This is a genomic window from Bacillus sp. LLTC93 (assembly GCF_002993125.1).
Classification (GTDB): domain Bacteria; phylum Bacillota; class Bacilli; order Bacillales; family Bacillaceae; genus Bacillus; species Bacillus zhangzhouensis.
Map to the genome: position 1 here is coordinate 201351 of NZ_PVME01000003.1, position 23951 is coordinate 225301.

The following is a 23951-nucleotide window of genomic DNA, read 5'->3' on the forward strand; positions in this document are numbered from 1 at the left end:
TTTTTTCTTTTAGGCATTAAAAAATCCCCTTCCAATGGAAGGGGATGAGACATGTTCAATTAGCGTTTGTTGCGGTTACGCAAGAACGTTGGGATATCGAGCGTATCATCGCTCGATTGTTGTGTATTTTGTCTTGGCTGAGATGATGTTTGCTGATGTTCCTCGCGCTTTACTTCACGCTTTTGTGGAATGGATTGATTTTGCTTTAATCCTTGACCTAATGGATTTCTTTGTGATTTTGTCACTTCTGGCTCCTGCTCAATAAATCCAGTTGCGATCACTGTCACCACAATTTCATCCTTCAAGTTATCATTAATAACAGATCCGAAAATCATGTTTACATCTTCATCAGAGGCTGATGCAACAATATCAGCTGCTTCTTGCACCTCATAAAGACTTAGGTTTGTACCACCTGTAATATTCATGATGACGCCTTGTGCACCGTCAATTGCCGTTTCAAGAAGTGGTGAAGAAATGGCTTTCTTCGCTGCTTCAGCGGCACGGTTTTCACCTGTTGCGACTCCAATTCCCATAAGGGCTGAACCTTTGTTGGACATGATTGTTTTCACGTCAGCAAAGTCAAGGTTAATCAAACCTGGTGTGGCAATTAAATCTGAAATTCCTTGAACACCTTGTCTTAACACGTTATCCGCTGCACGGAAAGCTTCAAGCATTGGCGTATTTTTATCAACAATTTCAAGCAATCGATCGTTTGGAATCACGATTAATGTATCAACTGCTTCTTTCATAGAAGCAATTCCTTCAACTGCTTGAAGCTGACGCTTTCTTCCTTCAAATGTAAAAGGACGAGTGACGACACCAACTGTCAATGCCCCAGAATCCTTTGCAATCTTTGCAATGACAGGTGCAGCACCAGTACCAGTTCCACCGCCCATACCAGCTGTAACAAAGACCATGTCAGCGCCTTTTAATACTTCTTCAATTTGTTCTTTGCTTTCCTCAGCGGCCTTTTTACCGACTTCAGGATTCGCACCTGCTCCAAGCCCTCTTGTCAGCTTAGCACCGATTTGCATTTTTGTTTCTGCTTTTGATAGATTTAACGCCTGTGCATCTGTATTAACTGCAATAAAATCGACACCTTGTACGTCATTTTCAATCATTCGGTTGACAGCGTTATTTCCGCCCCCACCTACTCCGATTACTTTAATTGATGCTAGGCCGTCTATATTTGTTTCAAACTCCAACATGCTGAATCCTCCTAATCCGTCGAAAATCTAATTCTATTCCCAGAACATATTAAATAGTTTTTTCATTTTGCCCGGTTTTTTATTTGTCTCTTGTTGTGCTTTTTGCTTTACTTTCGGTCTTGGCTGAGCTTCTTTCACTTGTGATGCAGCAGAAACCGGCTCCATGGACGCGCCTACTTCATGAAACGCTTCATCCGGCATTTGGAATCCAACCTGTCTGCCCTGGATCTTTGCATTGCGGTAAGCAAAATGGATCAGACCCACTCCTGTCATAAATTGAGGCTCTCTCACCCCGATATAATTAGGACTTGCAATTCTTACATTGTTTTGTAAGACTGTTTGTGCAAGAGATAGGATACCTGGTATGGCTGCCTGGCCACCTGTTAGGACGAATCCGCCAGGCAAATCATGGACACCCATATTTCTTAATTCCTCTGCCACAAACAACAGGATTTCTTCCAGTCGTGCTTCGATGATATTGGCCGCTTCAAGTTGTGTATACGTCTGCTTTTGATCGGTACCAATGACGGAAACTTCAAATGTTTCCTCAGACGATGCCTCATCATAGAACGCATGTCCAAATTGTTTTTTGATTCGTTCAGCTTCTTCAGTGGAAGTTCTAAGTCCTATAGACAAATCTTTTGTAATGTTCTCTCCGCCCAAAGGGATACTGTGAGTAGAATAGAGATGCCCGTTTTCAAATACGGAAATCGTTGTAGATCCGCCGCCAATATCGACAAGAGCTACTCCTAGATTTTTTTCATCTTTCGATAATGCTGCTGAGCCCGATGCGAGTGGCTGCAAGCAAATATCCATAATTTCAATACCAGCTCGCTCTACACATCGGAGCCAGTTATGTAGAATCGTTTTAGAGCCTGTAATTAACGATCCTTCCACCTCTAGCCGAACACCAAGCATTTTTTTCGGATCTGTGATCTCATCTCTTCCGTCGACGATAAATTGTCTCGGAATCACGTCTATGACGAGATGTTCTTGAGGAATAGATACTACTTGTGCAGCATCTAAGACACGTCTCACATCTTCAGCATGTATTTCTTTGTTTTCACTAGATACTGCGACCACGCCGCTCGTATTCTGAATATGAATGTGGTTTCCGTTTATTCCGACAATCGCCTTTTGTAAAGGAAAACCTACCATTCTCTCAGCCTGTTCAAATGCTTGTCTAATAGAATGAACTGTCTCATCTATATCAACAATCGATCCTTTTTTTAACCCCTCTGAAGGGACATTTCCAACACCTATAATGTTAAGCGAATCATCCGCCATTTCTCCGACGATGACTTTTATATTGGATGTACCGATGTCAAGGCTGACGTAAATTTCATTGTTGTTCATTCTATGGCACCTCCTCACATATCAATACTTTCTATTCTATTATTTGCTGAACAACAATACAATGAATGTGTTTTTACAAGTGTGTAACAAAACTTAAAAAATCAACATTTTTTATTAGGATTACTGAAAATATTCGTTACATCATATGTATATCCTTTTTTATGACTCACTTTTTTTCTTTTTTTCTCTAGAAATTGTCCATTTTGTTAGTAGAATTCTTCGAATAACTGCTATGTTTTGAAACAATCTAACGCCGAACGCAAACATTCCGACTAAATACAAGTCTACACCAAGATGGACGCCCAGAAAAGCTAAACTTATTGCGAGTATAATATTAAAGAAGAAGCCTGATACAAACACCAGTTCATCGTATGCCCCTTGCAGATGTGCTCGAATTCCACCAATCAATGTATCAAGCGCAGCAAGTACAGCGAGGGAAAGGTAGTTAGAATACTCATTCGGTATCGTAAAATTTGTTAAAAAACCGATTGCAACTCCTATGATTAAGCCAAGAACAGGAAGCCACATTAAGATTTTCCCTCCTTTACATCGTCAAGAGGCTTCAATTCGTTTATCTGAATTGCACCGTCATATGCCTTCAAATGAATTTTTTTCTTCGGCTGGCTAATACTCAAGCTGAAATTTTCCTGAGCGAACAGATCGCCAATATCTGATACATTTAAACGGCTGTATAATTTGTCTGCCTGCTGGCTAATTATTTTAATGGTAACTGCATCATCATCTAAGCTGTAGCCATCCATTTTCGTCGTCCCATTAATATCTCGAATGACACTTGTATTAATCACACGGTGGTCATTAATGGATATATGTTTTGCCCCAAACATGTTGGCTTCGTTGATTAACTTTTTTAGAAGGTCAGGTGGGATATTTTTCACTTCTTCCCCGGTCAGATCCTTGGAAAAAAGCTGAGAAATCTCAACTTCAATCCCCTCCCCCGTTACCTCTGTAAAACCAGCCTTTTCTTTTAAATCTTTTAACGTTTTTGTTAATTGAGCTTCTTTTGATTGATCCCCTTGATGACCATACTTTTTCAGCATCTCATCATATTTATCAATTTCTTTCAGTAAATCCAATTCTTTACTTTTGGATGCAGATAAATCCTCTCTTAATTCCCAAACATCGCGAGTATCACGAACTTTAGGTTTTTGTATAGAGTTGAATTGGATGGAGACCATGACGCCAAATATCACCATCAAGGCTGTCAAACTAAGTAAAGGCTTCTTTTTCCTCAACACCACTCACCTTTTCACTTTTAATCTTTGTTTCTTAAAAGAGGATTCATACGAATATCCTTTTTTTCAATCGTCATTGAAATGTGGTCACTTGTCAGCTGATCAACCACCCCGCCTGCAATATTTAAAGCAGGTATTAACACAGCAGGATCCCCAATAGCAGAAATGACAAATGGCGCTGGATGCTGAACTCCGTCAACTGTGACGACTGGACCATTACAATGTATGTATGATTGGTGTGTGATTCTTTGTCCATTAATAGATACAGCAGATGTCCCTGATATAAATAGTTCGTTTATCACATGAAAAATGTGGCTCTCATGAACAATGTAATTATTGACATTTTGTCCACTCGGGATATAAGATGCATCTTCAAGAGATACTTTTACGCCTTTCCCTTTTACACCTATCTCCCCTGTAAACATTCTGTATTTCTCAACATCTTCCAACACATTAAAATACTGCTCTTTTTCATTTTTCAAACTGGATTCTGTCGCTTGAACCTTTGATTGAAGGCTATATAGTTCTTTTTCAAGTTTCTGATTCGCCTTTTCTTGTTTTGTCAACTGACTTTTCAAAGAGTATTCTTTTTTCCATTGTTCGGTTCGATTGACATCTGCCTGATGCTGCTTTGTATATTGGTATGAAAAAGAAATCAGAAACCCAAGAACAAGCATCACAATTGAGAATATAACTGTTTTGCCTCTCAACGTTCATCTTCCTTTTTCTTAGATTTAAAAGCTTCAAAATACGTTGCGACTTCCATATGAATCGTGCCTTTTTCAGATGACGAAAGTTCTTTTACAATAGCCGGATAGGTTTTCATTTTATCGGCGAATGTTTTAATTGATGCGATCACCGTGTTCCCGTCATTCATATAAAATTTAACGAGCCACTGGTTTGAACTTGTCGGTACATAATATACCTCTGAGATGAGTTCCTGAATAGAGGCTGGGAGCTGATTTAAAGATTTAACTGTTTGCTTCAGTTTCTCTTTATTGTCCCAATCGACAAAAATAGGTCCTGCATGATTCGGCGTTACTTCATCTGGTAAAGCTGTCCCATTTTCAAGAAGCTCATAGTATAGATTACCTTTTTGAAGATATGCAATATTTGCATATTCTTTTACAGCAATACTGACCTTATTTGGGAAATGTTTATTAATACTAACACTTTTAATCAGTTTATTTTGTTTAATATGGTCTGCTGTCATATCTTTATTTAAATTCCAAAACTCTGTCTCGCCTTCTTTAATTTGTGAAAGTTTAACAAGCTGTTTTGTTGAAACATGCTCGTTACCCGTGATGGTTAAAGAAGAAATTTTACTGATTGGTGTTTGCAAATAAATAATAATTAAAACCATGATAAAAAACAGCAGAATAAAAGAGATCAGTCTCCGATTCGCTTTCTGCTTTCTTTGTTCTTTAATTTTAGGAATTCGCTCTTCTATATTGACGATCTTTTCATTTTCATGATCAGGCCGCATATATACTCTTCACCTCATTCAAAGCTGCTTGTCCACACCTTTGGGTCATCATTTTGATTAGAAAACAAACGGCATGAAAAAATGCCGTTTGTTTTCCTGCGATGCCATCATTCATAAAAACTAGCTTTTAGTTTGCTTCACCGATAATTTCTACTTCTGTATGCATATCTACATTGTAGTCTTCTTTAATTTTCTTTTGAATGTACTGAATTAAATCCAGCACATCTTGAGCAGTAGCGCCACCAGCATTGACAATAAAGTTTCCATGCATATCAGAAATTCTTGCCCCGCCAATCTGGTATCCTTTTAAATTCGCCTTTTCTACAAGCTGTCCTGCATATTCAGGTAACGGATTTCGAAAAATACTTCCAGCACATGGTCGATTATAAGGTTGTGTTTCCTTACGATAGTCTTTATTTTGCTGCATTTTCTTTGTGATTTTCTCGCGATCATCCTGCTTGAGCTTAAACACGGCTTCGAGGACAATGCCCGGACGTTCTTTTTGAAGTACAGAAGTTCGATAGCTAAAGTTCATTTGCTCATTTGTTAACCACTCGATGCTTCCATCTTCAAATAAGATTCTAGCTTTCACAAGAATGTTACTGATGTCTGATCCATGTGCTCCTGCGTTCATATAAACAGCGCCACCGATAGACCCTGGAATACCAGCTGCAAATTCCAAACCTGAAAGGCCCTTCTTACTAAGAGACGTTGCGAGACGTACAACAGAGTAGCCACCGCCAACTGTAATTTCTTCATCATTTACAGTTAAGTGATCAAGTCCAGCGCCTAACTTCAGGACTACACCACGTATTCCTTTATCGAGTACAAGTAAATTAGACCCTCTCCCAATGACCGTCCAATCCGCATGATGTTTTTTCACCTGATCCATGATCGTTTTGACTGCGTCGACATCTTTTGGAATGATCAATAGATCTGCTGGTCCGCCTATTTTCATTGTCGTATGATTTGCAAGCGGCTCATTTTCAAGCACTTTACCAACTTGCGCTTCTAATAATTCATTCTTCAAGTTCTCCATATTACCCTCCGCCTTACCTAATATCATTCAATCATGTAGTCGTAATTTCTTTTAACACATTATATAAACGTGTAGCCGCATCTGGAACTCCAAGTTCTTTCGTTAAACGGCTCATTTGGTTTAGTTTCTCTTCATTACCGGCAATTTCATCAATTGCATGCAGCAAGCGATCTCCAGAAAGCTCTGATTCTCTTAAAACGATAGCAGCATCATGCTTTTCAAGTGATCTAGCATTGACTTCCTGATGATTTGCCGTCACGTATGGGCTCGGAATGAAAATTGTTGGAATTCCAAGAGCTGTCACTTCAGCAATCGTTGTTGCTCCCGCTCTTGCAACAATCACATCAATCGATTTCAGGTACTCCGGCATTTGATGCAAGAAAGGCTTTGTGATCATATTTGGTGCTGCACCTTTGTCCTTTAGTTCGTTTAGCACTTTTTCATAATGAACCTCACCAGTAATATATAAAACCTGGTAGTTCTTTGCCTTTAATTCATCTTGCATGTCAATGACTGCTCTATTGATCGGAGCTGCACCTCTGCTTCCGCCAAAAATAAGAACCGTTTTTTTCTTTTCATCTAGACCAAATTCTTTAAGAGATTTCCCCTCTTTAATAGAGACGACTTCAGAGGCTCTTGGGTTTCCCGTAAAAACAACCTTTTCAGAAGGAAAATGTGCCTTCGCTTCTTCAAAGCAAATGGCTACCTTATTAACATATCTCGCAAGGAATTTATTTGTGATACCAGGAAGGCTGTTTTGTTCGTGAATAATGGTCGGGATTTTCAGCTTAGAAGCCGCATAAACGACAGGACCACACACATAACCGCCTGTTCCAATGACAGCATCTGGTTTAAACTCTTTTAAATACGTTTTGCTTTTTTGAACGCCTTTTAGAAATCTCATCACCGTTTTTACATTATCAAAGGAAAGCTTTCTTTTAAAACCTGAAATCTCTATTGACTTGAAAGGGATATTTTCTCTTTCTACAATTTTCTTTTCAAGTCCATTTTCAGTACCAATATATAAAAATTCCACATCAGGATGCAGCCTTTTTACTTCTTTAATAAAAGCTAAGGCCGGATAAATATGTCCGCCTGTTCCGCCTCCACTGATTGCTATACGCATTATACCATTTCCCCTCAATTTTTTTCTGCTCTGAACAAAGTATAAACCCTGTTTTAAACAACAGGGCTCCGTTAAAACCTGTAAAGAAGAGTCAAAAATCATGTTTTCGAAACAAAAACTGTCATTTTCACTCTTCAAATCATTTTTTTGTACTTTTGCAAAATAAAAGTCGACATGGTTTCATGAACTAGCAGCACATTAATATCTAGCGTACCTGCTTACATTCAAAAGAACGCCAATTGCCATCAACATTAATGTCAGTGATGAGCCGCCATAACTTAGGAATGGGAGCGTGATACCTGTCACAGGGATAAGTCCAGTGACAACTGCGATATTAATCATCACTTGAATGGCAACCATAGAAATGATGCCAACTGCTAAGAAACTTCCGTATAAATCTGGTGCCCCAAGTGCTATTCGTATGCCTCTCCATAACAGAACACTAAAGAGCAATAAAATGAGTGATCCGCCTATAAAACCGAGCTCTTCAGACAATATGGCAAAAATAAAGTCTGTTTGAGGCTCAGGTAAATAGAAGAATTTTTGTCTACTTTGACCTAGACCCATTCCGAACAGACCACCTGGGCCAACAGCGTATAAGGATTGAATAATTTGAAACCCACTGCCTAGTGGATCCTCCCAAGGGTTTAAATAAGACGTAATTCGTTTTATTCGATAGGGTGCTGATAAGACAAGTGCAGCAAAACCGCTTAGCCCTAAAAGACCGAGAAATATAAAGTGAGCAATCCTCGCACCTGAAACAAAAATCATAATAATACAAGTTCCAACCATAACCGTTCCTGTCCCCAGATCCGGCTGCAGCATAATGATGGCAAATGCAGAAAACACAATACCTAACGCTGGTGCGAAACCTTTACGGAAGGACGTGATATTTTTTTGCTTTTCAGATAAGAATTTTGCGAGAAACGCAATCATCGCAAGCTTCATGAATTCAGATGGCTGAATACTAAACGCACCGACACCGATCCAGCTTCTTGATCCATTTCTCTCCATACCGATCCCAGGAATCAGTACAAGTAGCAAGAGGAGGAAACAAACAGCAATCAATATCTTTGACCAAGTCCGCCATGTCCAATAATCGACTCGCATAATGAAAAACATCGCGATAACTCCGATTCCAGCAAACAAAAGCTGCCTTTTTGCAAAATAAAACGAATCATCAAATTTATACGATGCCCACACAGCACTTGCGCTGTACACCATAATTAAACCAATCGTCAATAAAAGTAACGTAATGACAACAAGCAAAAAATCCGGAGAAGTTTTCTTATTCGTCAAGAGACCGACACCCCAAGCATAAGTTCATTTGGGCTGTCAGTCATATGAGAGACAAGCCCTTATTTAAGCATATGCACGGCGTTTACAAACATGTCTCCACGTTCTTCAAATGTTTTATGTTGATCCCAGCTTGCACAAGCCGGAGATAATAAAATCACGTCTTCTTCTTCAGATATGCTAAACGCCGCAGGTACTGCTTGTTCAACATTATCGACATGTTTTACGTGATGTATTCCCAGCTCTTCACCAAGCTTCAAAAACTTAGGTGCAGTCTCACCAAATGTGATAATTCCTTTCACATTTTTCATAAAAGGTTTCAATTCATCAAATTCATTGCCCCGATCCAGTCCACCTGCTAGTAAAATGGTCGGCTGTTCGAAGGCTGACAAAGCTTTAGTTGTTGCCAGTATATTGGTCGCTTTGCTATCGTTATAAAATTTTCTACTTTGAATCGTATCCACAAACTGCAAACGATGCTTCACTCCACTAAATGTTGTGAGTATATGTGTGATCGCTTCATTCGAACAGCCTGCATTTTTCACAACACAAATGGCCGCCAAAATATTTTCTTGATTATGCTCACCAGGAAGAACAACATCCTTTAGATCAATGACACGTTCATTCATGTAGTAGATAGCGCCATTTTTAATAAATGCTCCGTGCTCTACTGGCTCTTTCACAGAGAAAAACACCTTTTTCGCGTTTGATCCTTCTGCAAGCTTAACGACAGATGGATCATCTAGGTTGATCACGGCTATGTCATTTTCATGTTGATGTGCGTAAACTTTCTGCTTTGCTTTTTCGTATTCTTCACGAGTGTGGTGATAGTCTAAATGTGCGTCAAAAATATTTAAAATCAAGCTGATTTTGGGCCTGAATTCAACTGTTCCCATTAACTGAAAAGAAGAGAGCTCAGTTACAATCCATTCATCGCCAGCTGCATTTGCTGCGACTTCGCTGGCAACTGTTCCAATATTACCTGCCACTAATGTTTTTTGACTGTCTTTTTTCAGCATTTCATAAATCAATGTAGTGGTAGTAGTTTTCCCATTCGATCCGGTAATCCCAATAAAAGGAGATGAGGTCAAATGATAGGCTAATTCTATTTCAGTCCAAACTGGAATTTGGCGTCGAAGCGCCTCTTGAACCATCACATTCTCATATGGTATTCCAGGGTTTTTAATTAAAATCGTAATTTCTTTATCATCGAACATACGAAGAGGATGACTGCCACAAATGACATCAATCCCCTTTTCAGAAAGTAGCTGAGCTGGCTCATTTTCTTCAAATGGTTTTTGATCATTTACTGTCACGTTTACTCCGTGTTCGTGAAGAATTGAGGCGGCCGCATATCCGCTTTTTGCAAGACCTAATACTAGTACATGTTCGTTTTTTAACATTTGCATCTTATTCAATTATAACCACACCTCGATGTAAATTCCTAAAACAGCAAGCAATAAACCAGCTGTCCAAAAGGTGACAACTACTCTCCACTCAGACCAGCCAACTAACTCATAGTGGTGGTGAAGCGGGCTCATCTTAAAGATTCTTTTTCCAGTTGTTTTAAAGGAGATGACTTGAAGGATAACCGATAACGTTTCAACAACAAATACTCCTCCAATAATGACGAGTAAAATTTCAAGCTTCGTTAAAATGGCAATCGCTACAATGGCTCCGCCTAAAGCTAGTGACCCTGTATCACCCATAAATACTTTTGCAGGGTGCGCATTAAACACAAGGAAACCAAGGACGGCTCCAGCAACAGCTACTGAAAAGATGGCCACATCATACTGAGATTGATTCCAAGCAAGTATGGCAAAAGCTCCGAAAGCAATGGCAGCTGTTCCAGATAACAAACCATCAAGTCCATCTGTTAAGTTCACCGCATTAGAACCACCGACAAGCATGAAAATGACGAGGATAAAGTAAGCCCATCCTAAATCAAAGCTGACATCCGTTCCTGGGATGCGAATCGTCGTTGCAAACTGATAATAATGGAAGACTGCATAAAAAATCACTGCGATCACAATTTGACCGATTAATTTCTGTTTCGATGTCAATCCAAGATTTCGTTTCATCGCTACTTTAATATAATCATCTAAAAATCCTAATAAACCATAACCAAGTGTGACAAATAACAGTAAAAACATTTCTGGACTAATCTCAGAGAATTTGTTAATCATCACAATTGTTGTAATTGTGATAGAAAAGATAATCATAATTCCGCCCATCGTCGGAGTACCTGATTTCTTTTGGTGAGACTGCGGGCCTTCTTCTCTAATACTCTGACCAAATTTAAGTCTTCTTAAAAACGGAATAAAAATCGGGGATAAAAGAACACTGATTAAAAATCCCATTATGATTGTAAACAATATCACCTGTTCAAGCATCGTTCTTTACTCCTTCCGAATTTCCAAAGCCGTTTTCCATCAGAAAATAGCATTCATTATTATAATATTCATTCGAGTCTTTCATATGTTGTTTTTGTACAAAATGCTTCATTTCATTACACTCTTTTCATCATATTTAAGATTTGTTTAGATCTAAGATAGCGTCCACTGCAACTTTTGCATCATCAAAGTCGTAGACTTGATCGCCAATGATTTGGTACGTCTCGTGGCCTTTTCCCGCTATTAAGACGGTATCGCCTTTTTTCGCATTGGCAATCGCAAAAAAGATGGCTTGTTTACGATTCACAAAACTATGATAATATGCCTCAGGTACACCATTTTCCATATCTTTTAATATAGCTGATGGATCTTCACTTCTCGGGTTGTCTGATGTAAATACAGGCTCATCTGCATATTTCACAGCGATTTGGGCCATTTGAGGGCGTTTTGTTTTATCACGGTCTCCGCCGCAGCCTATCACACAGAAAATTTTGCCCTCAGTTAATTCTCTACACGTTGTGAGGACATTTTCTAAGCTGTCAGGTGTGTGCGCGTAATCAATGATGACAGGGAAGTCTTGATCACAGTTCACAAGTTCAAATCTTCCTTTGACTCCCTCCAGCTCTTCCATTGCACTGACGATCGTATCAAACGATAAGCCGGATACGATCCCTACTGATACAGCAGCCAGGATGTTATACACATTGAACTTTCCGATAAGGGCAACCGTCACGCATTTTGTGCCAATTGGTGTGATCAAATCAAATTGAGTTCCCTTAGGCTTGATTTGAATATTCTTTGCCATGACATCTGCTTTTTGTTCTAAGCCATACGTCATGATTTCAGCAGCTGTGACTTTTTCAAAATAACTAGAAGCTTCATCATCTGCATTTAAAATCGCGTGCTTCGGCTTATCGTGATGAAAGGCACTTCCAAGCTGAGAGAATAGCAAGCTTTTCGCGTGTTTATATTCTTCCATTGTGTTGTGGTAGTCAAGGTGATCTTGCGAAAGGTTTGTGAAAACGGCAATATCATAATCACATCCATGAACCCGGCCAAGATGCAATGCATGTGATGATACTTCCATAATTGCCGTGTCTACATCTTGATCAAGCATCTGTTTAAAGGTTTTTTGAAGTGTGACACTCTCAGGTGTTGTGTTTTTCACGTCGAGAATTTCATCATTCACCTTCATATACATCGTACCGATTAAGCCTGTTTTCTTCTCGGCTTTTCTCATCATTTGTTCGATCATGTGTGTTGTCGATGTTTTTCCGTTTGTTCCTGTGATACCGATTAGATTTAGCTTATGGGTTGGCTGGCTGTAAAACGCATCAGCGATTCTTGCAAGTGCTCTTTGAGAGTGTTTCACAATAATAACTGGTACATTTGTTATGTTAAGAGGGTGTTCTGCCACAATCGCTGCAGCCCCGCTTTTCACCGCTTTTTCAGCGTAATCATGTCCATCTACTGTATAGCCTTTTATGCAGACAAACAGGCTCCCTTTTCTCACCTCTCTTGAATCCATTTCAATGGAAGTGATATCGGGATTTTCGTTTATTAATTCGTTGTTTTCACTTTTAAAGTATGTAAGGAGTTCTTGTAAATTCATTATCATATCAAACCTCTCAAATTCGTTCACGTGCATGTCTTGTGAAAAAAACACACAGTCTATATTTTATCGCAAAAAAAAGGATACATCCAGCGTATTCCTTAAGTTTCTCTTGGAAAAAACACACTTTGTGCTCTTTTTTTAAAACTGCCCTTCTCTTTCAACAAAAAGAGGCAGCCGAATGAGTGCGGCTACCCTCTGTTCATTCTTTATTATTCATCGTTTAAGTATAATCTGATCGTTGAGCCCTCTTTCACTTTTGTCCCGGCAGCAGGAGACTGCTTCACCACTTTACTGCCAGTGCCTGAGGCATCGATCTTCAGGTTAATGAGGAGTGATTCAAGGTCAGAAACAGATCCCCCTACAAGATTCGGTACCTCAATGGTTTTTGTGTCCAGCCACTGGTACTTCTTTTCAATTTGTCCTTTTCTTTTTTTCACACCCATCTCAGGCAGGCTGTCTCGCATAATATGACCAACAATTGGTGCAGCTACTGTACCACCAAATTGAATAGTGCCTTTTGGGTTATCAACGGCTACATATACAACGATGCTTGGGTCATCAGCAGGCGCAAATCCGATAAACGACACAATATGGTTATTTTCCATGTATTTTCCGTCTTTTACCTTCTGTGCAGTTCCGGTTTTTCCGCCAACTCGATACCCTTCAACAAATGCATTTCGGCCAGTTCCTTGAGCAACTACACTTTCAAGCGCATATCTGATTTCTTTTGATGTTTCAGCTGAAATCACTTTCTTCTTGGCAATCGGTGATTGCTTTTTCACGACCTCTTTTGTGACCGGATCTATCCATTCTTTCGCAATATAGGGTGTGTAAAGCGTCCCGCCATTTATCGCAGCTGCCACTGCGGCTACTTGTTGAATCGGCGTAACGGAGACACCTTGACCAAAAGCAGTTGTTGCCTGCTCTACAGGACCTACTCGATCAAGCGGAAACAAAATTCCTCTCCCTTCCCCTTGAAGATCGATTCCTGTTTTCTGGCCAAAACCAAAATTTTTAATATAGGAAAATAATTTATCTTTCCCAAGACGGTCGCCTAGCGCTACAAAGCCTGGGTTACAGGAGTTTTGCACCACTTCTAAAAATGACTGTGATCCATGCCCGCCTTTTTTCCAGCATCTGAGCCTTGCTCCATCGACCGTCACAGATCCACTGTCAAAAAAATGATCGCGTTTTAAATTCACTTTCTTTTCTTCTAATGCTGCTGCAAGTGTAATAATTTTAAACGTCGATCCCGGCTCATATGTGCTCCACACTGGTAAATTTCGGTTAAACACTTTTGGATCAACTGATTGATAGTCAGCTGGATCAAAATCCGGCCTGCTTGACATCCCAAGCACTTCACCATTTTTCGGGTTCATGGCAATGGCGATCATGCCATCTGGATTATATTTTGCCTGCGCATTATCTAATTCTCGTTCAATGATGGTTTGTACTTTCGAATCGACCGTTAATTTCATATCAAGACCATCTTTAGGCGGTGTATAATCATCTGCTTCATCTGGCATTTTCTGTCCTTTTGCATCGGAATAGAATTTCACAGAGCCTTTTTCACCTTTTAGGTCATCATCGTAGTAGGCTTCCAGCCCAAGTAAACCTTGATTATCAATTCCAGCAAAGCCTAGTACATGGGACAGGAAACTGCCAAACGGATAATGTCTGATGCTGTCTTCCGCTACATAAACTCCATCTAAATCAAGCTCTCTTACTTCTTTTGCTTTTTCATGAGATACTTTTCTGCCCTCAGGAGAAATTCGCTCAATTGATGTTTTCTTCGTGACGTGCTTGTATGCTTTCTCCTCAGACATATTCAGCACTGCCGCCAGTTTCTTGCTTGTTTCTGCGGGATCTTTAATTTGCCGCGGGACGACCAAAATGGATGGAGCACTTTTGTTCGTCGCCAGCTCTACCCCATTCCGGTCCAAAATATCTCCTCGTTCCGGTTCGAATGGGAGATTACGGCTCCATGAATCTTTTGCTAAGCTTGTCAGCTTTTCGCCCATAATAAACTGTACATATCCTAATCTAGTATCTATGATGAAAAAAATGATCACCCCAAACAGCAGCACGAAAAGCAATCGTTTTCTCACTGTTACACTCGACACTCGCACGCCCGGTTCACTCCTTACATATGGCTTATGTCTATCATATGCAAGCCCGTCCTCTTGTAGAACGGTCTAGTCCATCCCTCTAAAGCAAAAGAAAAAACCTAGCAAATGGTTTGCTAGGTTTTGCAGTTAATTTGGGCTTTTAAATGTCACAGTGACGACCTTATCTGAAATCTCCGCTCCACTTTTGACACTTTGTTTGACAGCATATCCTTGTCCATTTGTTTCAATGTGCACACCCGAAATGGACGCATATTGAAGTACTTCCCTTCTGGACCAGCCTGTCATATCAGGCATCTTAATGGTTTTTCCTGCTGTTTTCAAGAAGACTTTCTGGCTTTCAGAGTATTCAGAGCCCGCACTCGGCGACTGGCGTTTAATGGATAAACCATCGCCGATGACAACAGGTGTTAAGTTTTTATTTTTGACTTCCGTTTCTGCTTGTTTCACTTCTAAATCCAGGAATGAAGGCATTGTTTCTTGTTTCACCTTTTGTTCGCCTGATTTTTTATCGTCTGTTTTTGTTGGTGCTATATTTAAATATAGCAGACTATTTTTCATGACAGGGTTAAAGATTTGTGAAACAGGGGCAGAGCCTGTTTCTGTTTCAGACAATTGTGGCTGCTGTACTGCCACATAAACGAGCAGCTTCGGATCATCTTTTGGCGCCATCCCCATAAATGAAAAGACGTAATCGTTTCTTCCCTGGAGGTAACCGCCGGCTCCGCCAATTTGTCCTGTCCCTGTTTTCCCAGCGACGTCAAAGCCTTTGATTTGATAAGGCTGACCTGTACCAATTTTCGAGGAAACAACCTCACCTAAAATGTCACGGACTTGCTTCGCTGTATCAGATGAAATCGGCTTTCCAGCTACTGTTGGTTCGTGCTGCAAGATCGTTTTGTTTGTGTTCGGGTCTGTAATATGGTCAATGACATATGGCTTCATCATCGTTCCACCGTTGGCAATCGCTGTCGCTGCTTCGATTTGCTGAATTGGTGTAATGGCAGACGCTTGACCATAAGCCGTCGATGCTTTGTCATATTCGTATCTGTAGTTGATTTTGCTAGACGCTTCATTCGGTAAGTCAATTCCCGTTTTGTCATAGAAATGGAATTTTTGCAAATATTGTTCGTATCGCGTGAATCCTAGCTTTTCCTTTGCCAGCTTTGCAAAGGCCACATTAGAAGAACGGAGAACACCTTGATGAAAGTCAATTTTCCCCCAGCCATTTCCGTTGTTGTGATCTCTTACAAGGCCGCCGCCTACTTTATAAGTACCAGATTGGTATTTATCATTGCCTTGGTAGACCCCTTCTTGGATCGCCGCAGCGAGTGTAAAGATTTTCATCGTCGAACCAGGTTCAAATGCATATGAAATGACATCATTGTTATAGTTCGTAATGTCGAGTTCATTTAAATTAAAGCTTGGGCGCTGTCCCATCGCGAGAACTTTTCCTGTTTTCGGATCGACGACTGTCGCAATGATTTTCTTCGGTTTATATTTTTTGGCGACCTGCGTCATACTTTCTTCAAGGAATGCCTGAATTTTTTGATCGATGGTCAGCGTCACGTTTTTCCCATCTTTCGGGGCGACAATGTCTTCTTTACTATTTGGAAGAGCCCACCCGCTTCTGTCACTATTATACGTCACATAGCCATCTTTTTCTTTTAAGAATTTATTTAGCGCCTTCTCAAGCCCCATTGCACCTGACATGTCCTTGGTCGCCTCATCTAATCTTGCATAACCAATTAAATTAGAAGCAAACATGCCGTTTGGATAATATCGCTTCGTATCTTTTTCAAACGCGACGCCAGGAAGCTTTAGCTTTTCAATTTTTTCCTTTGTTGAAAAACTAATGTCTTTCCCAGCTTTACCAAACTCGACTTGGAACGCATCCTTTGTATTCAGACGCTTTAAAATTTCGCTTTCGCTCATATCAATTACTTTTGACAGCTCTTTTGCTGTCTTTTCTTTATCGACGACATGCATTGGGTGCTTTGGATCCACCGTCATTTTCTTACTCATGATGGCAATGAGTTTATACACAGAGGTATCCTCTGCAATCACATTTCCATTTCGGTCTAAAATGGATCCTCTTTTGGCTTCAAGTGTTTTCTTCGATTGATATTGTTCATTTGCCTTGGCTGCTAGAACTTGTCCATCAACCGTTCCTGTAATCTGAATATAAATAAAACGTGCAAGGATGATAAAGAAAAACAGGGCGAAGCAAATACTCGCAATTGCCGCGCCTCTGTTCATCATTTTATTCTTTTTAGGCATCGCCATGTTAATCGACCTTCTTAACATCTTTCGATATGCTTAAGCCTGCTTTTTTAGCGGCTTCGATGATTCTTTCTGGTTCACTTAGCAAATCTCTTTCCTTTTGTAGCTCAGTGATTTTCTTCGATTCTAAAGATACTTGCTGTTCTAATTTCTGCACTTCGATATTTGCGTGATACACAGCAAAGGCTTTAGAAATGATGAGAATGGAGCTGCACATAAGAGCCATGACAAACATGACAAGTAAGATTTTTTCACCAAGTGTAATAGAACCTCTTCTTCTAATGACAACCGATTGGCCTTGCTGCTCTGTTTGATGTTGCTTCACTTCTCTTTGGTAAGCCAAATTACTCATAAGAAACCTCCTTTTTATCATCATCTATGGTGTCGTTTACTTTTTTTCTGCAATTCGGAGCTTCGCTGAACGGGCACGGTTGTTATGTTCCAGCTCTTGTTCTGATGCGACGATCGGTTTTCTCGTGACCAGCTTCAGTTTTGGTTCAAGTCCTTCTGGAATCACTGGTAATCCGTGCGGAAGTTCTGGAAGAGAAGACATCTCTTTAAATGTACTTTTACAAATCCGATCTTCAAGTGAATGGAATGTAATGACAGAAATTCTCCCCTTCGGATTGAGTAACTCTATTGCTTGTTCTAGTGCTTCTTCAAATACTTTCAATTCGTCATTTACGGCAATTCGGATCGCTTGAAACACTCTTTTCGCTGGATGTCCGCCAGTTCGTCTTGCAGGGGCGGGAATTCCTTCTTTGATAATGTCTACAAGTTGACCCGTTGTTTCAATTGACGCTTTTTTTCTAGCTTCTTCAATTTTGCGTGCGATTTGCTTGCTGAATTTCTCTTCCCCATATTTGTAGAAAATCCGAACTAGATCTTCAAATGGCCATTCATTCACCACTTGTTTGGCCGACAATGCGGCTGATTGATCCATTCTCATGTCAAGAGGTGCATCATGATGATAACTAAAGCCTCTCTCTGGTGTGTCAAGCTGAGGAGACGATACACCAAGATCAAAGATCACACCGTCTACGCTTGTAATGCCTTGTTCATTCAGACGTTCTTTTAAATATCGGAAGTTGCTTTTTATGAAAAGAATGTTCGCTTTTGAATCTGCGAGCTTCTCTCGTGCATGATCCAGTGCAGCATCGTCTTGGTCAAAACCAATCAATGTACCTTTTTCTGATAATTGAGATAGTAAATATGAGCTATGACCTGCGCCGCCTAGCGTGCAGTCCACATATGTACCGTCTTCTTTGACGTTTAAACCGTCAACTGTTTCTTTTAATAATACTGTCTCATGTTGAAACATGATGTTATGGTCCCACCTTTTTCAAATTGAAATGAATGTGTAGAAAGCTTGCTGCACAAGGGATTATTATATATCAAATCCAATCATGTTTTCAGCAATTTCAGCAAAAGAATCTTCTTGCTCTTCTGTATATTGTTCCCAGATCGACTTACTCCACAACTCAATTCGATTTGAAACGCCGATGACCACACATTCTTTTTCGAGTTTTGCATATTGGAGTAGGTTTGATGCGATGTTAATGCGTCCCTGCTTGTCCAGATCGCATTCGACTGCGCCAGAGAAGAAGAACCGGGTAAACGCACGTGCATCTTTTTTCGTTAGCGGAAGTGCTTTGAGTTTCTCTTCGATTAGTTTCCACTCACTCATAGGGTAGCCAAATAAACATTGATCAAGCCCTCTCGTCAGCACAAACTGTTCTCCGAGACCGTCTCTAAATTTAGCAGGGATGATCATGCGCCCTTTTGTATCAATCGTATGTTGGTATTCACCCATGAACATGATAATCAGAGCCCCACTTTCTCACCCTTACTCTCCACTATCCACCACTTCTCTCCACAAAACTTATTCTACACTGTTTCTTCATAAAAAAAAACCCTGAACTAGTCAGGGTTGATTAAAACTTTATTTCAAAGTTTGACAATTTGTTGCTTGTTTTGAAATGAAAATGGCATATTTTTGAATGTTTTGAAGAATTCTGGACCATATTTGTTTAAAAAATACATGATATTCCAAATTCTTTCTTGTGGTGCATCAAGTGGTTTTAAACTATTTTCAATCCGTTCAAAGTCGCGAAGGATATATCCTTCCTTCTCTTCCACACGCTGAGCCACCTTTTGATAGACAAATTGAAGTTGGTCTTCAATAAATTTGGCATTTTTATCTAGAAGCTGCTCAAAGCTCGGTTCAATCTCCAGCGCTTCTTGTCTCACCGTCCCATGAACATTTGCTAATTCACGTTTCGCATGTTGAACCGCTTGAACGAAGCTGTCTGGAAGACTTTGCTGAAAGTGCGCATCCTTCTTTTCTTTTACTCCGTTTGTCAGTACTTCTTCTACCGACAGTTCTCTGACCGGTAGTTTTTTGTCAATGTGCCTTTCAAGAATGGTGACGTGCAGTCTTGGAAGAACAGGTGCCATCTTTAATTCAAAGTGTTCAAAAATTCCTTTCAGCTCGCCCCAATAGTTGACTTCACCATGTCCTGCCATAAAAGCAAGTGTTGGAAGAAGGGTCTCTTGCATCAAGGGACGCGTCACCACATTGTTGCTAAACCTTTCTGGGTGCTCCTCGACTTCCTGCAAAAGCTCTTCCTTTGTCCACGTAAGCCCCACTTCTGATACAGAAAACTGATGCTGCTCTTTTTCAATGAGGAAACGTTCCTCATCATATTCGTAAAACAGGTTTGCCTGGTGGTCACCAGCTTCAATGATCGGCCGATATCCAGCTCGCTTCATGGCAGCCTGCGTTTCGTTCAGGCGAGCTGTGATCGTATCACTTGTCTCGATAATCTGCTTAAATAACGTGCGCTCAAGTGGTTTGACGCCTAAGTCTCCTGAATTAAATAGCAGCAGTCCATCTTCTTCAAAGAGGTCGCACACAATCCATTCAAAGAAATCAGTAAATGTTTGTGATTTGCGTAAACATCGAAGAAGCTGATCAAGCAAATCATTTGTGTAAGCAGATTCTTCATAGGTTGAAAACACATCACGAAGCCATTTCTCTGTTTTCTCCTGATGTAGCGGTGTTCTTTTCGCAGCTGCTTTTTTGACGCTATGTAATGGCAGCTTTTGTTTGACTGGACCTTTTTCGCCAGACGTGTACACAAAATTAATTTCATCTACGTCATGATCCTCACCAGCTACCCAGAAGACCGGAATCACAGGAACGCCAAGCTCTGATTCTTTTTCTTTTGCAAACTGAATAATCGATATGATTTTATGTATGGTATAAAGCGGTCCTGTTAATAGGCCTGCCTGCTGCCCTCCAACCACCATGACACTCCGTTCATCACGGATTTTTTCAATGTTCTGACGCATCGCTGCCGATTCAAACTTCGCGTGATATGCGCTCATATAATCCGCTAAAGCCTCGCGCGGGAAGCTCCTTCCCATGAGATCGTCGTATCTCTTTTTCCATGTGTGCTCAGAATGTATATCATAATCAAAAAAAGCAGTCATCTCTTTTTTTTCTTCTATATAATCACGTATGAATAAATTCTGACTTCGGATGGAAAGTTCAGTCAATTGCATGTTTAGAACTTCCTTTCTTCAATAAATAGTTAGTTTCCCGAAAAAAGTATAGCATGTAAATGAGCTCACTCAAAAGATTTTGTTTGCTTTTTTTCCAATACTTCCAAGCTTCTATTGAAGAAAGCAAGATGTGGCGTCAGAATCTCTTGTGCCTGAGCCTGTTTTAAAAGATAGCCAACGATGGCTTTTCTTTCGGTTTGGCGGCCTTTTACGATATCTTGAAGCATCGACGATTGATTAGCGGCCGTTTTATCACAAATAGAGACCACATGGGACCAGAGCCGCTCTTTTTCAGACAAGCCTAAAACGGAAACAGCTTCTTCAAATGCACATTTCATCATATATTCATATGAGGCATTTGCGATCAGTTCCCCATTTTTCACATGTAATAAAGCCGTCAGCGGGTTAATACAGACATTGACAAGCAGTTTTTCCTCCAGCACCTTTTTCCATTCATCTGTATAGACCATCTGAAAATGGGCTGATGTCTCATTCAATTCATTCCTCACATCTGCTGCTTCCTTATGATGAAATGCCCCCCACTTTATGACACCAATACCTGTATGAGCGACTGCATGATCTGACACCTTCATTGCGCCATGCTCTACCACACCTATATATAATTGATGTGCCGTTTTCCAGTTCTCTAAGTCTAATAGGTGGGCCATTCCGTTCTGCAAAAATAAGATCCGCTGACGAGGTAATGTCGATAGTTCGTCCAGTACATCTTGCAAATGATGATATTTCACCGTCACAATCAGTAGATCAAATATTCCTTTTACACCTGTGTCTGCATGAGCCACTGCCCGAAACGTTTCTCCTCTCACCGTTCGTTCAATTCCTGACGCTCGAATCTCTTTTGCCTGTTCATTTCTTCTTGTAAATACGGTGATGTCATGTTGCTGTGATAAATAACTGGCACAAAGAAGACCGATCGCACCTCCGCCAATGATTCCAATTTTCAACTGCCGCACTTCCCTTTTTTCTGTTTACTTCATCATATCCACTATTTTAACAGTTTCATGTCATGATGCAAAAAGCAGATGACGCGCTATGATTGAATTTTTTTAATTTAAAAACTATAATAATAAGTGTAAAAACTTTTTTAGGCGGATGGGATGAAAACGCCTTCAATAACATCACTGTCGACATTATGTGTGTAAGGGGGAAGATCACATGACACAAGTAAAACGTCTTCTAATTAATTACAAAACATTAGAGGAATTTAAACAATTTAAGGAATATGGCATACAAGAACTTTCAATGCTTGAAGACCTTGAAAGTAATATGATTGAAAATGACAGCAACTCTCCATTTTACGGGATTTATTTTGGAGATAAGCTTGTGGCACGTATGAGCCTATATCAAGTGGATGGCTCGACGACTACGTATTTTGACCATAATCATAATTATTTAGAGCTGTGGAAGCTAGAAGTGCTACCTGGATATCAGCGCAAAGGGTACGGCGAAGCGCTTGTTGAATTCGCCAAATCTTTCGGATTGCCGATTCGAACGAATCCACGCGTCAAATCTGCTGGTTTTTGGGATAAAATGGGCTTTGAAGCGGTGAAATATGATATGGAACGCGATAAGGGTGAAAATCCACTCATCTGGGAGCCCGCACATATCAAAAAGAATACAGGTGAATCAGCTTAATGGTTGATGACAAAACGCCCCTCCTTTTATCTGTGAGGGGCTTTTTCTTATTTTGCGTAGTCTTTTAAGCTGATATTCTGTTTAACTCTTTCAACAATACCAATGAGTGCTCGGTAATCTTCTTCTGTCATTTTCAATTGGCGCTTCAAGTGTTCATTTTCTTCTGTGAGCGACTTTAATTGATGATGTGCATCCTTTAGCTCCTCGCGTAAATAAGCGGGACCAGAAGGCTCTTTTTCAAGCTGCTCTAAAAACTGAATCACTTCTCGAAGGGTCAATTCAGCCTGATCTGAAGATGTCTTCTTTTCTATTGTTAACGCATGCTGTGGTAAACCTGAAGAATGAATACCAATCTTTTTACGCAGTTCTTTTCGCTGTTTTTTTGCCAGTTCAATGCCTGCCTGATACTGCTTTCTGACGTAAGAATTCCACCTGAATCCACATGCTGCAGCTGTTCTTGACAGTGCTTTCCCGACTTCCTCAAATGCGGAAAGCTGGGTCCCTCCATCTCGAATATGTCTTAAGACGACTTCTGCTAATAGTAAATCTTCATCTTGTGTCCATGCATCCTGCCTTGTAATCGTCAATTGATCATCCCCCCTGAATCTGAATACCACATCATATGCGCCTACTAGAGTAGATAGACTATTTGCAGGAGAGAAACCTAAAAAATAGACAAATAAAAAAACGCAAGGGAAGATTCCCTCACGCTTTTTTATAAATTAGTTGCTTTTTACGTCTTTGCCTTTGTATGTTCCGCAAGATTTGCAGACACGATGAGAAATTTTCATTTCACCGCATTCTGGGCAAGCTACCATACCAGGTACTTGTAGTTTGAAATGCGTACGACGCAATCTTTTTTTCATTTTAGAAGTTCTTCTAAAAGGTACAGCCATTATTCCCACCTCCTTAAAGAGTTAAGTTAAGATTCATTATTTTCTTCTAAGAGCTTCTTCAAGCCTTCCAGACGCGGATCAATTCGGTTTTGATGTGCATCTTCCGAAATGACCGCCCAGTCATTACCTTCTTGTGGTGCAGCACCTTTTACGTCTGTTTGGTCGCAAAAGATTTGCATCGGTACTTCAAGAAGTATTTCTTCCTTGACTATAGGCGTTAAGTCGATGATATCGTCTTCTACAACGGAAACGTCTTCATCTTCTATATCGTCTGTCTTATGAAGTACAAATAGTTCTTTCGTTGAAATCGCAAATGGATAATTTACATCAACAAGCGTTCTTGAACAAGGCAATGTCATTTCACCTGTGATGGTTAAATCAAATGCGACTTGCTTTGATTCGATCACTCCAGTCCCTTTCACCTCTACTGGTGAAATGCGACGTATATCTGAATGAAGGCTAGTAAGTTCATTTAAGTCAACCGTCTCATGAAAATCGAAGCTGTTTTTAGCTTTTTGATGTAATTGATAAACTGTCCATTTCAATTGTATCACCTCTAAGAGCAACAAACATGATTATAGCTTTCATCATGTTATTTGTCAATATTTTTTCTTTACAGTCCTTTGTGATGTCAGTGGGTTGTTTGACATC

23 protein-coding genes are annotated in these 23951 nt (G+C 40.1%); 1 reads left to right on the forward strand and 22 read right to left on the reverse strand.

What is annotated here, in order from left to right; translation table 11 throughout:
- Positions 1-59: 59 nt before the first annotated feature.
- The 19 genes from ftsZ to C6W18_RS10555 all read right to left on the reverse strand — a co-directional run bounded on the left by ftsZ (position 60) and on the right by C6W18_RS10555 (position 21713).
- A complete protein-coding gene (ftsZ, locus tag C6W18_RS10465) occupies positions 60-1208 on the reverse strand; it encodes a cell division protein FtsZ (protein WP_034317972.1) in 1149 nt (382 codons plus the stop codon).
- 33 nt (positions 1209-1241) lie between these two features.
- Positions 1242-2564 carry a cell division protein FtsA gene (gene ftsA, locus C6W18_RS10470; protein ID WP_105927534.1) on the reverse strand — a complete coding sequence of 441 codons (1323 nt, stop codon included), beginning with the start codon at positions 2562-2564 and terminating at the stop codon, positions 1242-1244.
- A 159-nt stretch (positions 2565-2723) separates the two neighbouring features.
- Complete coding sequence (locus C6W18_RS10475) at positions 2724-3092, reverse strand: small basic family protein (protein WP_003210988.1); 369 nt, start codon at positions 3090-3092, stop codon at positions 2724-2726.
- A complete protein-coding gene (locus C6W18_RS10480; protein ID WP_105927535.1) occupies positions 3092-3817 on the reverse strand; it encodes a DUF881 domain-containing protein in 726 nt (241 codons plus the stop codon). Before C6W18_RS10480 ends, C6W18_RS10475 begins: the two co-directional genes overlap by 1 nt.
- 20 nt (positions 3818-3837) lie before the next feature.
- The gene (locus C6W18_RS10485) at positions 3838-4527 is read right to left on the reverse strand and encodes a DUF881 domain-containing protein (protein ID WP_105927536.1); all 690 of its coding nucleotides are present in this window, start codon (positions 4525-4527) and stop codon (positions 3838-3840) included.
- The gene (locus C6W18_RS10490; RefSeq protein ID WP_105927537.1) at positions 4524-5303 is read right to left on the reverse strand and encodes a cell division protein FtsQ/DivIB; all 780 of its coding nucleotides are present in this window, start codon (positions 5301-5303) and stop codon (positions 4524-4526) included. The genes C6W18_RS10485 and C6W18_RS10490 overlap by 4 nt, the downstream gene beginning before the upstream one ends.
- Before the next feature lie 127 nt (positions 5304-5430).
- Positions 5431-6342: a UDP-N-acetylmuramate dehydrogenase gene (gene murB / locus C6W18_RS10495; RefSeq protein ID WP_105927538.1), complete on the reverse strand. Its 912-nt coding sequence runs from the start codon at positions 6340-6342 to the stop codon at positions 5431-5433.
- Between the two features lie 31 nt (positions 6343-6373).
- Positions 6374-7468, reverse strand: coding sequence for an undecaprenyldiphospho-muramoylpentapeptide beta-N-acetylglucosaminyltransferase (murG, locus tag C6W18_RS10500; protein ID WP_105927539.1), 1095 nt, complete (start codon positions 7466-7468; stop codon positions 6374-6376).
- Between the two features lie 198 nt (positions 7469-7666).
- A complete protein-coding gene (spoVE, locus tag C6W18_RS10505) occupies positions 7667-8767 on the reverse strand; it encodes a stage V sporulation protein E (RefSeq protein ID WP_024424259.1) in 1101 nt (366 codons plus the stop codon).
- A 59-nt stretch (positions 8768-8826) separates the two neighbouring features.
- Positions 8827-10173: a UDP-N-acetylmuramoyl-L-alanine--D-glutamate ligase gene (murD, locus tag C6W18_RS10510; protein WP_373465681.1), complete on the reverse strand. Its 1347-nt coding sequence runs from the start codon at positions 10171-10173 to the stop codon at positions 8827-8829.
- A 9-nt stretch (positions 10174-10182) separates the two neighbouring features.
- Complete coding sequence (mraY, locus tag C6W18_RS10515) at positions 10183-11157, reverse strand: phospho-N-acetylmuramoyl-pentapeptide-transferase (protein WP_034317997.1); 975 nt, start codon at positions 11155-11157, stop codon at positions 10183-10185.
- Positions 11158-11293: 136 nt separating this feature from the next.
- The gene (locus C6W18_RS10520) at positions 11294-12769 is read right to left on the reverse strand and encodes a UDP-N-acetylmuramoyl-L-alanyl-D-glutamate--2,6-diaminopimelate ligase (protein ID WP_105927892.1); all 1476 of its coding nucleotides are present in this window, start codon (positions 12767-12769) and stop codon (positions 11294-11296) included.
- Positions 12770-12981: 212 nt separating this feature from the next.
- The gene (locus C6W18_RS10525) at positions 12982-14901 is read right to left on the reverse strand and encodes a stage V sporulation protein D (RefSeq protein WP_034318000.1); all 1920 of its coding nucleotides are present in this window, start codon (positions 14899-14901) and stop codon (positions 12982-12984) included.
- A gap of 126 nt (positions 14902-15027) precedes the next feature.
- Positions 15028-17178 carry a penicillin-binding protein gene (locus C6W18_RS10530; protein ID WP_223251703.1) on the reverse strand — a complete coding sequence of 717 codons (2151 nt, stop codon included), beginning with the start codon at positions 17176-17178 and terminating at the stop codon, positions 15028-15030.
- A gap of 7 nt (positions 17179-17185) precedes the next feature.
- Positions 17186-17533 carry a cell division protein FtsL gene (gene ftsL, locus C6W18_RS10535; RefSeq protein WP_034318003.1) on the reverse strand — a complete coding sequence of 116 codons (348 nt, stop codon included), beginning with the start codon at positions 17531-17533 and terminating at the stop codon, positions 17186-17188.
- 36 nt (positions 17534-17569) lie between these two features.
- Positions 17570-18502, reverse strand: coding sequence for a 16S rRNA (cytosine(1402)-N(4))-methyltransferase RsmH (rsmH, locus tag C6W18_RS10540; RefSeq protein ID WP_034318006.1), 933 nt, complete (start codon positions 18500-18502; stop codon positions 17570-17572).
- A 66-nt stretch (positions 18503-18568) separates the two neighbouring features.
- Positions 18569-19000 (reverse strand): division/cell wall cluster transcriptional repressor MraZ, encoded by a 432-nt coding sequence (gene mraZ, locus C6W18_RS10545; protein WP_003211163.1) that lies wholly within the window; start codon positions 18998-19000, stop codon positions 18569-18571.
- A 128-nt stretch (positions 19001-19128) separates the two neighbouring features.
- Positions 19129-20748: a bacillithiol biosynthesis cysteine-adding enzyme BshC gene (gene bshC, locus C6W18_RS10550; RefSeq protein ID WP_105927542.1), complete on the reverse strand. Its 1620-nt coding sequence runs from the start codon at positions 20746-20748 to the stop codon at positions 19129-19131.
- Positions 20749-20813: 65 nt separating this feature from the next.
- Positions 20814-21713: a 2-dehydropantoate 2-reductase gene (locus C6W18_RS10555; protein ID WP_034318011.1), complete on the reverse strand. Its 900-nt coding sequence runs from the start codon at positions 21711-21713 to the stop codon at positions 20814-20816.
- Positions 21714-21924: 211 nt separating this feature from the next.
- On the opposite strand from C6W18_RS10555, the gene C6W18_RS10560 reads away from it, so the two are divergent.
- On the forward strand, positions 21925-22404 hold the full coding sequence (locus tag C6W18_RS10560) for an N-acetyltransferase (RefSeq protein ID WP_034318014.1): 480 nt from the start codon (positions 21925-21927) through the stop codon (positions 22402-22404).
- A 47-nt stretch (positions 22405-22451) separates the two neighbouring features.
- On the opposite strand, the gene gerR is transcribed toward C6W18_RS10560, so the two are convergent.
- The 3 genes from gerR to C6W18_RS10575 form a co-directional block, all read right to left on the reverse strand.
- Positions 22452-22991: a sporulation-specific transcriptional regulator GerR gene (gene gerR, locus C6W18_RS10565; protein ID WP_034318017.1), complete on the reverse strand. Its 540-nt coding sequence runs from the start codon at positions 22989-22991 to the stop codon at positions 22452-22454.
- Positions 22992-23126: 135 nt separating this feature from the next.
- Positions 23127-23300, reverse strand: coding sequence for a 50S ribosomal protein L32 (gene rpmF, locus C6W18_RS10570; protein WP_008354700.1), 174 nt, complete (start codon positions 23298-23300; stop codon positions 23127-23129).
- Positions 23301-23326: 26 nt separating this feature from the next.
- On the reverse strand, positions 23327-23845 hold the full coding sequence (locus C6W18_RS10575) for a YceD family protein (RefSeq protein ID WP_019743276.1): 519 nt from the start codon (positions 23843-23845) through the stop codon (positions 23327-23329).
- Between the last annotated feature and the right edge of the window lie 106 nt (positions 23846-23951).